This is a genomic window from Vibrio sp. Vb1574, from assembly GCF_033338675.1.
The window spans coordinates 137,700-149,491 of sequence record NZ_JAWOTC010000009.1 but is presented as its reverse complement, the minus strand read 5'-3'; the positions used below and the strand labels follow the sequence as shown (position 1 = coordinate 149,491).

Annotated in this window: 9 protein-coding genes; 4 read left to right on the top strand and 5 right to left on the bottom strand. The window is 48.1% G+C overall.

The window, feature by feature from the left end; genetic code table 11:
* Nucleotides 1-119: 119 nt before the first annotated feature.
* The 5 genes from R7O12_RS09315 to R7O12_RS09295 all read right to left on the bottom strand — a co-directional run bounded on the left by R7O12_RS09315 (nucleotide 120) and on the right by R7O12_RS09295 (nucleotide 5,759).
* Entirely contained in the window at nucleotides 120-635 is a 516-nt protein-coding gene (locus R7O12_RS09315) for a protein disulfide oxidoreductase (protein ID WP_206953378.1), read from the bottom strand.
* Nucleotides 632-2,743 (bottom strand): protein-disulfide reductase DsbD family protein, encoded by a 2,112-nt coding sequence (locus tag R7O12_RS09310; RefSeq protein ID WP_318125773.1) that lies wholly within the window; start codon nucleotides 2,741-2,743, stop codon nucleotides 632-634. The genes R7O12_RS09315 and R7O12_RS09310 overlap by 4 nt, the downstream gene beginning before the upstream one ends.
* A 64-nt stretch (nucleotides 2,744-2,807) precedes the next feature.
* Nucleotides 2,808-3,206: a hypothetical protein gene (locus tag R7O12_RS09305; protein WP_005376702.1), complete on the bottom strand. Its 399-nt coding sequence runs from the start codon at nucleotides 3,204-3,206 to the stop codon at nucleotides 2,808-2,810.
* Between the two features lie 102 nt (nucleotides 3,207-3,308).
* Nucleotides 3,309-3,911 (bottom strand): response regulator transcription factor, encoded by a 603-nt coding sequence (locus R7O12_RS09300; RefSeq protein WP_033905719.1) that lies wholly within the window; start codon nucleotides 3,909-3,911, stop codon nucleotides 3,309-3,311.
* A 15-nt stretch (nucleotides 3,912-3,926) separates the two neighbouring features.
* The gene (locus tag R7O12_RS09295) at nucleotides 3,927-5,759 is read right to left on the bottom strand and encodes a PhnD/SsuA/transferrin family substrate-binding protein (protein WP_318125772.1); all 1,833 of its coding nucleotides are present in this window, start codon (nucleotides 5,757-5,759) and stop codon (nucleotides 3,927-3,929) included.
* 179 nt (nucleotides 5,760-5,938) lie between these two features.
* Here R7O12_RS09295 and dsrO point away from each other — a divergent pair, with 179 nt between their 5' ends.
* From dsrO to R7O12_RS09275, 4 genes are all read left to right on the top strand, one after another.
* Nucleotides 5,939-6,706: a sulfate reduction electron transfer complex DsrMKJOP subunit DsrO gene (dsrO, locus tag R7O12_RS09290; protein ID WP_318104762.1), complete on the top strand. Its 768-nt coding sequence runs from the start codon at nucleotides 5,939-5,941 to the stop codon at nucleotides 6,704-6,706.
* Nucleotides 6,703-7,833 carry an NrfD/PsrC family molybdoenzyme membrane anchor subunit gene (nrfD, locus tag R7O12_RS09285; protein ID WP_318125771.1) on the top strand — a complete coding sequence of 377 codons (1,131 nt, stop codon included), beginning with the start codon at nucleotides 6,703-6,705 and terminating at the stop codon, nucleotides 7,831-7,833. Before dsrO ends, nrfD begins: the two co-directional genes overlap by 4 nt.
* Nucleotides 7,834-7,850: 17 nt before the next feature.
* Nucleotides 7,851-10,943, top strand: a complete 3,093-nt coding sequence (locus R7O12_RS09280) for a tetrathionate reductase subunit A (protein WP_318104770.1) — start codon at nucleotides 7,851-7,853, stop codon at nucleotides 10,941-10,943.
* Nucleotides 10,944-11,220: 277 nt separating this feature from the next.
* A complete protein-coding gene (locus R7O12_RS09275) occupies nucleotides 11,221-11,784 on the top strand; it encodes a c-type cytochrome (RefSeq protein WP_372082336.1) in 564 nt (187 codons plus the stop codon).
* Nucleotides 11,785-11,792: the final 8 nt, after the last annotated feature.

Genomic DNA, 11,792 nt, shown 5'->3' with positions numbered 1-11,792 from the left:
TGAGTAGTTTTACAGGCAAAGCCGAAACGGATGATAACCACCTACTGAAGTAGGTGGTTTAGGGCTGAAAACAAAAAAATCCGATACTCGATATTTTTGAATATCGGATTTTTATTGCGTTATCGAGCTAACCAAATTCTCGCTAGTATTCCTATCGGAGTAGTAACGCCAGTTGTGACGGAGGAAATTTCACCATTTCTTAAAACATAAATGGTTGGGGTCACGCTAATTTTCCATTCACGCATAATATCGCTTGAAGGATCGTTTATATTTTCGAAACGATATTCTTTTGCCCTCATAAACTGCGCCACACGCTCATTCGGTCCCGACGAGCCAGAAATGCCAACTACGGTGTAGTCATCACTCAGCCAGCTCACGCTTGGGCTTACAAATTTACAAGCGGGACACCAAGTCGCCCAAAAATAAACAACGACAGGTTGTTCATAACTTTGCGCGATTGCATCGAAGTATTCACCATCGCTCAATACGGAGCTCAATGGTGGAGCCTCCTGTTTAGGAATATCTTTGGTGCGATACCAATCCATCGCGATAGAAATAACGGTGACAATGAGCACCATCTGTACGATTTGAACGAGCCAATATCGGACTGTTCTACGCTGCTTTGTCGAACTCATTGAATGGATCCCCCACTCGCTTGTTTCACGGCGCTTAAAACAACATCATCAGTCAGAATCACGGGTAACGGGATACCTTGTGGCGCCGCCGGGCCATAGACGATGTTAAACGGCACACCGTAACGCCCATGAGCTCGTAAAAAGTCCGTTACCGAGCCGTCCGGATGTGTCCAATCCCCTTTTAACGTCGCCACATTAGGGCTTTGTAGCAATGAGTAGACAGGATCTTGCCAGATCACACCGATCTTGTTCGCTTTACACGTGACACACCAATCCGCAGTGACATCCACAAACACCACTCGCCCATTATTGACGTGATCTTCAATCGCCGAGTTAGAAAGCTTCTGCCACGCCAAGTCCTCAGGAAGCGGTGTCGCCCATTGGTCGGCAGTGATACTACCAAGTAGCAGCCCGCCAGCAATTAAGATAAGCGATGCAGAGCCGGATAGCACGAGTGCTTTATCGCCATGAACGCGTTTAACGCGAATCATCAGAACAATAAACGCGACTAAACCGGCGAAAATGACCCAAAACACTGGGAGGTGATTGGCCATCAAAGACAGTAGCCAAACGCTGGTGGCCAACATCATCACACCAAATACGTTTTTGACCACGTTCATCCACTGACCCGGCTTCGGCAATTTAAGCGCAATACTTGGGAAAATTGCCACCATAATCCAAGGCAGTGCCATACCCAATGCTAATGCTGTAAAGGTTGCAAATAACGTTAATACGTCGGCACCCAAGGCAAACGCCACGGCCGTTCCTAGAAAAGGCGCGGAGCAAGGCGTCGCAAGCAATGTAGCAAACATACCTTGAACATAGTGACCAACTAGGGAGTTATCACCTTTCGAGGCCAGCCATGTATTGGTACCCGATGATAGACGGACTTCAAACAGCCCCAGCATATTGGCCCCAAACAAAGTGGTGACCAACACCATCAAACCTAAGAACCAAGGGCTTTGAAATTGCACGCCCCAGCCAATGGCATTACCTGTTAGCTTAAGCACCAAAATAAAACCAGCGAGAATCCAGAACGACGTTAATATACCAAGTGACGAGGCAACAAACTGAGCGCGAATTTGACGACGCTCGATACCTTGAGCGGCAACAATACTACTTAGCTTCATCCCCAAAACCGGAAGAACGCAAGGCATAATGTTAAGAATTAAACCGCCGAGCAACGCGAATAGAAAAACACTCGTTAGAGACGTGCTCGGCAACGGTTCAACTATTGCCTCAGCAGTTGCTTGAGTGGTTTCTTCTGCTAGTAAATTGGTGTCTTTGATGGTCACAAACAGCGACTGACCATCTAACTCCACATCGCCCAGCCAAGTATCAACGATATAGCTCGCGGTGACGATGTTTCCTTCTTGATGCATTCCTTCAAGCTTGAAGCTATAGTCTCGCGTTGCTTCATCGACACCATCCACCAGCACTTGTGGTTGTTGCCAACCCTGACTGTTCTGTAGCTTGATTTGTAGTTTCGATTGGTTCGCATCCCAACTCGCCTGAGTAACATCAATAAACGGCGATGGCTGCGGCACGTTACTCACTGCTTGAGCGTAACTGAACATCACGCCTTCATCGACTGTTAGATCAGAAGGCAAGAACGTCAATTGAATTTGATAGTCGGTCAGCACACAAATCGTCGTACAAGAAGAAAGTGTCAGTACCGCATCAATCGTGACAGGTCTGGACATGTCTTCGACGTGCAGCGTCATGGGGAACAAAGTATCGCCTTTATACCCAAGAGTCTCGATACCTAATAGTTCGAATTTTTGTGGGTGCGGCCATTGCCAATCCACTTTGGATAAATTTTGTGAATTTTGCCAATCAATAGATGGTGCTACGCCGCCCTCACCAGGTGAACGCCAGTAAGTTTTCCAGTCTCCGGTTAACTTGACATCCAAATAACCTGTAAGTGTTTTGGCTTGCGGATCTTGTTGACCAGTGAGCACAAAGCGCGTTTGCACTGGAGGATGTTGTGGGTTGGTTAGCCAACCTGTATCAGTAGTTTGAGCTGAAATACTCAGAGAGAGCAAACTCAAAGCAAGCGTCATAAAAAACATGAACGCAAACTGAGTCAGTTTAGTAATTTGATTCATAGTGATTCCTAGTTAAAAGACAAAGGTGCTAAATAACTGACGCTAGTGGTCAGAAAGCACGCTTTTATTCTCGGAACACACAGAAAGTCAGATGGACTCGATACTTACGGCCTATCGGTTCCGTCCAATGTTGCGCACCAATATAGGCACTGCACAACCAAATTGCCGAAGCAAAAAGACCGACAAACAGAACAACAATAAATACATCGAGTTGATGTTGAGAAAACTGAATTAACTTTTCAGACAATTCGCACTTGCTAGTTTCTTTAGTATCAATCGACTTGACGCTCGAACGCTCATCAGCAAGTGAAACCGCGGGCGATTCCGTCTCATATTTCATAGAGCATGACGATGCAAAACCTGAATTTTGCATCAGACACACAACGACCACCCAGCCAATAATCGCCAGTAGCCATTTTGCCCGCTTATGTGGCGTGTGATGTCGTTTAGTCAACAAACTCATAAGAATTCAGATAAAGTAAGAACGAAGAAGATAATACGCGAGTCGTCATAAAGCTCAAGTTGTATCCTCTAAATAGCCTTAAGAGGCTTCACTCGCTAAGCTTTAATCTAACTTGCCATAAATATATGCCAACTCTGCGACGGTTTTTGCCGAGAACTTCTTCAATAGATTAGCTCGGTGTACTTCAACCGTTCGCATTGCTATGCAAAGTTCGTCAGCAATACGAATGTTGCGCTTTCCTTCAATGATCAAACGTAAAATGTCTTTTTCTCTAGGTGTGAGCGATTCATAAGCCGATTTAGCTGCTGCCATATCGAGGTTTGTGGCAGACTGCGCCTGTCCCTGTAAAATGGCTCGTGCCAGTTCATCGCCTTTGACTGGCTTTTGGAAGAAATTGACCGCCCCAGCTTGCAATGCATCGACCGCCATCGGGACATCACCATGCCCTGTCAGATAAATAACGGCTAACGGGCTGTTGGCTTTATTTAAAACTTGGTGCACTTGCTGACCACGAAGGTTGGGCATTCGGCTATCAAGGATCACGCATCCGGCCTGATGAATGTTCACTTTATCGAGAAAAGATTGCCCATCAGCAAAAGTCGTCACCTTGAACTCATGCTCTTCCAGCATAAAAGCGAGCGAGTCACGCACCGATTCATCATCATCGACTACAAAAACAGGTAGCTGCTTTTCACCGCTGCTCATTGAATGCTCCTATGCCTAGTTCAGATTAGTTTGATATGGAAACACAAGCTCAACCAAACAACCATGTGGTGCTGTCGAGCTGATGACAAACTCGCCACCATGCATTTCCATCACATCGCGACAAATGGTTAACCCTAGCCCAAGCCCTTCTTCTTTGCTACTCACAAACGCTTGAGTCGGATTCTCTTGCTGCAACCCTGTACCATTGTCTAACACTCGAATAGAGAGTTGATTGATTTGGTAATCGCAATGCAGGGCAATTTTACCTTGATAACCTGATGAGTGATATTTCTCTTGGAACAAAGTACACGCATCAATCGCGTTGCTGATCACATTAACTAAAACCTGTTGTACGCCAACTGCATCGACAAGTAACGGACGAATGTTCCCTTCTGTACTGGCCACAAGAGAAATGTTTTGCTTCTGCATCCGAAAATGGAGTAACTCAATCGTGTCATCAATGAGTACTTGAAGATCGCACGGCGCTTTGTCGACACTACGCTTGCGGATCAACGTTCTTAAGCGCTGAATAATTGCATCGGCTCGTTCAACTTGGCCCTGTATTTTCTCAAGCACTGGGACAATATCTTCATGAGGGCGCTTTTTGGCCAAGCGAAGTAACCCACCTTCACTGTAATTACGAATGGCTGCCAGCGGTTGATTTAATTCATGAGCCAGACTGCTGCCAATTTCCCCGACAATCGCCACTCTTTGCGAATGTTCTAACTGCTCGCTTTTCTCTTTCAGCCTTAGCGATGTCAGTTCTAATGCTTGTTTGCTTTTGCTAAAACGATACTCAAGCCAAAAGTGGTACGCGTTCAATACAATCACAAACATGAACAGTGCCCACGCCCATTCTTGATGACTGCGCAACCAGCGCAGCGCCTCACTCCACCAAGGTTGCTGCAATGGATGTAGATCCAACGCCTGATAGAGTTTATCGATGCTCAACAAGCTAACTGGCGATGTCCAGCCTGACGCGCCAGCGGCAATAATGGCGGGGTGCTCTGGCGGCATAGCAAGTAAGACTTGCGCGATTTTTTTCGCCAGAAGAGACGAGCCGCGTTCTGTTTTGGCAAACGACCAGTTTGGATATAACGGCGTAGAAACAGCGCACGAAGAATGTTCATTTGGCTGTTGGTTTAAGACTCGAAAATCACCGTGCTGTAACAGACCTTCATTTTGCATCTGTTCCAGTAGACAAGCAGGCACGACAGCGGCTTCAACATTGCCGTCACGTAATTGGTAGAGATTGGCATCAATTGGGAAACCGAGATAGCGAACATCCGCAAAAAAATCATTCGGATCGAGTCCCATTTCCACGATTTGATAGCGCAGGGTCAGATAACCACCAAACGCTTTTTCTGATACCGCCGCAACAGGACGTCCTGAGACATCTTGCACCGTTTGATAACTTGAATTGGCTCGAATCACCAGCGCCGAACCAATGCCGTAATTCGAGTTTTGTGGTGCTCTGCTGGTTAGCGTTGCCATCCACGACAGCGCGTATTGCCTGCCCAACCGCACTGCCTGACCTGGGTTGGTTAAGATGAAATTCATCTTCTGAAACTTCACCGCTTCGCCCATTTCATCCAAGTTAAGGGGATGAAGGACAAAATGCACATCGGAAATTTGCTGATTGAGCCAATCAATGGTCGGTTGCCATCTCTGCTCGGCATAAAGATGGCCGCGTATCGCTAACACGCCCACTTCGACTTTTTTCTTGACCTGTGGCTGCTCTGCTTTTTGCTCTTGCAGATCTGCTTGTTCAGAAACTGCGCCGTGAGCCAAAGATGCAAAGGCAACTAAGCAAAGAATCCAAAGCTGAAGCCACAGTGCTTTTTTCATGATGAGTCGAATCGTTCCGTCAAGAGAGTACGACAAGAATAACAGCTACCTTCCCTAAACCACATTTGTTTTAGATCAAGTTTGATCTGAGTATGTGGAAATCCACAATATAAGCCTCGCAGTGCATTTCTCACAATGGAATCAGTCAATTCAAATACAACAAAAAAAGCAGGTGAGTTATGGATTCCACCAAACGTCGCTTTCTCAGCGCGGTCACAGCCGGAGCCGCGTTAATTCCAGTCGCAGGCATTGGCACGGCAACTGCGGGAAACATTATTCGAAATAACCAGTCCGCTGACCGAAAAGGGCAAGTCGGCAAGCGTTATGCCATGGTGATAGATTTGCGTAAATGTGTCGGATGCCAGGCTTGCACTGTGGGTTGCAGCATCGAGAACCAAGCGCCAATTGGTCAATTCCGAACCACCGTAAAGCAATACGAAGTTACGTTAGATGATGGCTCTACAGCCACGCGAGAAGCAAAAGCCTTTATGCTACCGCGCCTTTGTAACCACTGCGACAACCCACCTTGCGTGGCAGTGTGTCCGGTTCAAGCAACCTTTCAGCGCGAAGATGGCATTGTCATGGTGGATAACAGCCGCTGCGTCGCCTGCGCGTACTGCGTACAAGCTTGCCCTTACGATGCTCGTTTTATCAATGAAGACACCCTCACCGCAGATAAGTGCACCTTCTGTGCGCATCGTCTAGAGCAAGGCCTATTGCCTGCCTGCGTGGAGACCTGTGTTGGCGGTGCGCGTGTGATTGGTGATTTAAATGATCCAACAAGCGAGATTCGCCGCTTAATCACAGAACATCAGGACGACATCAAAGTGCTGAAACCCAATGAAGGTACCAATCCACACGTGTTTTATATCGGCATGGATGAACGCTTCACCAGCCACATCGACGGGCAGCCAGCTATTTACGACCCACAAGGAGAGCGAGCATGAACATCACCGAAGTGTTAGTCCAACCTCAAGCGATGGCTTGGCTCCCGTGGGCGGTACAGTATTTCTTCTACATCGGTTCGGCTTATGCGGCTGCTATTTTATTCCTAATCGCCCTATTATTTGAAAAACACACCAGCCACAGACTGCGCGCTGCGCTTGTGCTGACGCTGGCCATCGGCGCCATCGTGGGGCCATTAGCGTTAACTGGTGATTTACACCAACCGGGACGCGCATGGCATTTTTACGCGCACATCACACCGTGGTCATGGATGTCTTTAGGATCTCTTTTCTTGCCTGTTTTCTCAGGTTTAGCGGTAGTGACTGCATGGCTGTATCTCCGCCAGGATCTGATCAACTTACGTAATCAGCCAGGGAAAGTACTGCCTCTAATTTCAAAGCTGTCACTGGGTGAATGGGTGCTCTCTCGTAGAGCCATGCTTATGGTATCTGCCATCACAGTGCTATCAGGCATCACCATTGCAGTCTACACAGGGGCTGAAATTGCGGTCGTTAAATCGCGCTCTTTATGGCACCAACCCGCGTCACCAATTCTTTGGTTTGTCACTGCATTTATGGGCGCGGTCGGATTTTCTCTGCTGATTTGGTTACTGCTGCCTAGTCAGTCAAAGACGCTGACATCTGGCGATACTAATTTACTGAAAAAATCAGTGGTTACCAGCGGTGTATTAACGCTGATACTGCTACCGATTTGGGCATCCAACGATTCCGCATTTTCGCTCTATTCTAGCGAACAATGGATGCACAACATTGCCCTGCTCACTTTTGTCGTTTTAGGTTGTGTTTTGCTCGCTTTCATCTTCTTGCGCGATACCAAAAAGTCCGCATCAGCCAGATTTCGTCACGTCATAGGGCTCAGTTTTGTGTCTGCTGCCGCACTGGAAAGTGCATGGCTGATTCGCTGGTTTACCATCATGGAAGTGCAAACCATCGCCAAGTTCGATGCAGGGCTGTATCCATACCAACTCACTATGGATGGAAATGGCTGGATAGGCATTATCGGCATGCTCGGATTATGGCTTGCACTGGCACTGCTCGGTTCGGAGCTGGTTCAGCCAAAACAAAAGATCGAAGTAAAAGCCTCATCACCCACCTTAACTGAACGCTAATCAAAGAGGATTTCATCATGGATAACAAACGCCGTCAGTTTTTGAAATCAGGCATTGCAGTGGGTGGGCTTGGCGCATTCGCTGCGGGTTACGCCACCACCACCAAACACATGGTCGAGGGTGCGCTCGAAGGCACTGCGGGAGAAAAAACGCGTGATATTCACCACGGTAACTCGCTTGAACCAGAGTACACGGTCAACAGCAAAGGCAACCTAATCCCTAATCCAAATCAGCGCGTTGCACCATCGATGTGCTTTGGTTGTTGGTCACTGTGCGGATTGCGTGTACGCATTGATAACCGCAACGACGAGATTTTGCGTATTACTGGCAACCCATATCACCCACTCTCTCATCAGCAACACATTCCGTTCGAAACGCCAGTCAAAGATGCTTATTTAAGTTTGGCAGGAGAAGCGGGCCTTGACGGTCGTTCAACAGCATGCGCACGTGGCAATGGGATGCTAGAAATTCGCAACAGCCCGTACCGCATTACTCAGCCACTGAAACGAGTTGGAAAACGCGGCGAAGGAAAATGGATTCCGATCAGCTACGAGCAATTGATAGAAGAAATCGTAGAAGGTGGTGATTTATTTGGTGAAGGCCATGTTGATGGCTTACGCGACATTCACGATTTAACAACGCCCGTAGATCCTGAAAACCCAGAATATGGACCGAAAGCCAACCAATTGTTAATGACCAACGCCGGTAACGAAGGCCGAGACGACATATTCAAACGCTTCGCGTTCAACAGCTATGGTACACGTAACTTTGGGCATCACGGCTCTTACTGCGGCTACGCATTTCGTGCTGGCAGCGGCGCATTTATGAACGACTTAGATAAGAACGCACACTTAAAGCCAGATTTTGATAATGCGGAATACATCATCTTCATCGGTATGTCGCCAGCTCAAGCGGGCAACCCTTTTAAGCGTCAGGCGCGCCAACTCGCCAATGCGCGAACAGAAGGTAGCTTGGAATACTCCATCATCACGCCAAGTTTGCCTGCGGGTTCATCGAGCTTGGCTGCCGGTGACAACAACCGCTGGATACCAATCAAACCGGGCACCGACTCTGCCCTCGTGCTTGGTATGATCCAGTGGATCATCGAAAACCAACGATACAACAAAACCTTCTTGGCGCAGCCGGGGGCAAACGCGATGAAACGAGCCGGCACCGCGCACTGGTGTAATGCTACGCATCTCGTGATAAGCGATAATCAGCACCCGAGAAACGGCACGTTTTTACGCGCGTCGGACTTGAATCTGCCATTCGAGGGCGAAGCGTTGTCTGACTCCGACCCGTACGTCATCGTGGATGAGCAAAGCGGCGAATTTGGTGTTCATACCCAAGCTGAGGAAGCGGCACTGTTTGTCGATAAAACGGTTTCGCTTGCATCGGGCGAAGTGCGCGTAAAATCGTCTCTACAAAGACTCAAAGAAGAGGCGTTCAAATACAGCCTTGCGTTCTACAGCCAACAATGTGAAATCCCTGTCGAACAAATTGTTGAACTAGCAAAGCGCTTTACCAGTCACGGAACAAAAGCGGTGGTCGATACCCACGGTGGCAACATGCACACCAATGGGTTCTATAACTCGTTTACTATCATGATGCTCAATGCGTTGATTGGTAATATCAACATGAAAGGCGGCGCGATGGCCAAAGCGGGTGGCTATCCAACTTCCGCTGCGGGTCCTCGTTACGACTTCACCAAATTTGTTGGCAAAGTCGGCCCGAAAGGCGTCTTTTTATCGCGCAGTAAATTCCCATACCACAAAACCAGCGAATACAAACGTCGCGTTGAGGCTGGTGAATCCCCTTATCCAACTCGCGCGCCTTGGTATCCGTTTGCCGCGCCACTGCTGACAGAGCACCTATCTGCGGCTATTGATGGGTATCCATACCGCGTAAAAGCGTGGATCAACCACATGGCGAACCCAATGTATGGTGTACCCGGTTTGAAAACGCTGCTGGAAGACAAGCTTAAAGATCCAAAACAACTCGGTTTGATTGTGTCTGTTGATGCGTTCATTAACGAAACCACCGCGTTGTCGGATTATATTGTACCTGACACGGTCACCTACGAAAGCTGGGGTATGGCAACGCCTTGGCACGACGTTCCGGTGAAAACCGTCACCGCTCGTTGGCCGATTGTGGAAGCGCGAACAGAGAAAACCGCCGATGGTCGTTCGATTTGCTTAGAAAACTTTTTGATTGATGTCGCCAAGAAAATGCAACTAGGCGGCTTTGGTGACAACGCGATTCAAGATGCGCAAGGGAATTGGCACGCTCTCCACAGCGCTGAAGATTTCTACTTACGTTCCGCGGCAAACTTGGCTTATGTGAAAGGCGGGGTGCCTGAAGTTTCGGCAGAAGACATTGCGTGGTCCGGCCTAGAGCGTTTAATGCCAGCCATGCAGAAGACGCTGACAGCGGATGAGATGAAACGTGTGGCGTTTATTTTTGCTCGCGGTGGACGTTTTGAAAATGCAACCGAAGCGTATCAAGGTGAGCAAATGAAGCACAAATGGACACGACCTGTCGCGATATGGAATGAACGTGTCGGCAGCGCAAGAAACACCATGACCGGTGATTTCTACACGGGTTGCCCAACATGGCATCCACAAAAACTGGCCGATGGCACATCAATGGAAGACCAGTTCCCAAGCTCAGAATGGCCTTTCAGCCTGACGAACTTTAAATCCAACATTCACAGTGCGGTATCCAACCTATCGCCAAGGTTGAACTCGATTAAAGGCGTAAACCCAGTGTACATCCATCCAATCGATGCCGAGCGTGCGGGCATTAAAACGGGTGATGAGTTTGTTATCGAGACACCATCTGCAAGCACCAAAGCACTTGCGATGATAGTCAGCGGGATTAGCCCTAGCACACTCGGATTTGAACATGGGTTTGGTCATACAGAGCTAGGACAACGCTCGCACTGGATCGGCGATAAACAACAACCCGTAAAAACGCGCAGCCAAGATGGCGTCAACATTAACGACATTGGCTTAATTGATCCTACCCGAGAAGGTAAAGGTGTATTGTTGGATTGGGTAGTGGGCGCGGCGGCACGTCAGTCCCTGCCGGCCAAAATCCGCAAAGCGTAACGCCGCACGTTAAGACGTCTCTACCACTTAGAGCTGCCGATTTGTGCAGCTCTTCACCACTTTGTTTTTATCGCTTATAGAACAACCAATAAAAACAAATACGGCCATTTACACTTATTAAATATGTGGAAATCCACAATACCTTTCATTATTGGCAAGGCCGACAATATCGTCCATGTGACTACCAAGTAGCACTTAGACATATTAATAAAAATTAAAGTGAGTCAGCATGTCAAAAATTCTTCCAGTGGTGGTGGCCTGTTTGTTAGCAACCACTATGGGCGCAAGCGCCTCGTCTATTCCGGAAAAAGCCAGCGTATGTAGCGGTTGTCACGGCCAAGATGGCATGGGACAGCCAAATATCGCGCCTATGATCGCTGGTTTAAACGCGAATTATCTCAACACTCAAATCGAACTATTCCTTAGTGGCGAACGCCAAAATGTGGTCATGCAAGGCATGGCGAAGGAACTCAGCGATCCCGCAGATCGGAAGGAAGTGATGGAGTACTTTGCTAACCTCCCGAGCTATGAGTTCACGAATCCAGAACAACGCGGCGACCAAGCTGATATTCGTAACCCGTATCGTAAATTAATTTTCCAAGGCGATTGGGATAGAAACATTCCAGCTTGCGCAACTTGTCATGGAGCCAGCGGTATGGGCGTCGACAAGTTCCCTCGCCTCGCAAGCCAACATGCTGATTACTTAAAAACGCAATTGATGGCATGGAAAAACGGCACTCGCAGTGGTGACCCGCTCAATATGATGGGGACCATCGCAAAAAATCTCACTGACGAAGAGATTGAAAACCTTTCGTACTACTTTGCCTCATTACGTTACTAGGAGCAGAC

Bases quoted from the DNA above. Each gene is read 5' to 3' on its own strand.
- R7O12_RS09315 (WP_206953378.1), bottom strand. From the start codon at position 635: ATGAGTTCGACAAAGCAGCGTAGAACAGTCCGATATTGGCTCGTTCAA.
- R7O12_RS09310 (WP_318125773.1), bottom strand. From the start codon at position 2,743: ATGAATCAAATTACTAAACTGACTCAGTTTGCGTTCATGTTTTTTATG.
- R7O12_RS09305 (WP_005376702.1), bottom strand. From the start codon at position 3,206: ATGAGTTTGTTGACTAAACGACATCACACGCCACATAAGCGGGCAAAA.
- R7O12_RS09300 (WP_033905719.1), bottom strand. From the start codon at position 3,911: ATGAGCAGCGGTGAAAAGCAGCTACCTGTTTTTGTAGTCGATGATGAT.
- R7O12_RS09295 (WP_318125772.1), bottom strand. From the start codon at position 5,759: ATGAAAAAAGCACTGTGGCTTCAGCTTTGGATTCTTTGCTTAGTTGCC.
- dsrO (WP_318104762.1), top strand. From the start codon at position 5,939: ATGGATTCCACCAAACGTCGCTTTCTCAGCGCGGTCACAGCCGGAGCC.
- nrfD (WP_318125771.1), top strand. From the start codon at position 6,703: ATGAACATCACCGAAGTGTTAGTCCAACCTCAAGCGATGGCTTGGCTC.
- R7O12_RS09280 (WP_318104770.1), top strand. From the start codon at position 7,851: ATGGATAACAAACGCCGTCAGTTTTTGAAATCAGGCATTGCAGTGGGT.
- R7O12_RS09275 (WP_372082336.1), top strand. From the start codon at position 11,221: ATGGGCGCAAGCGCCTCGTCTATTCCGGAAAAAGCCAGCGTATGTAGC.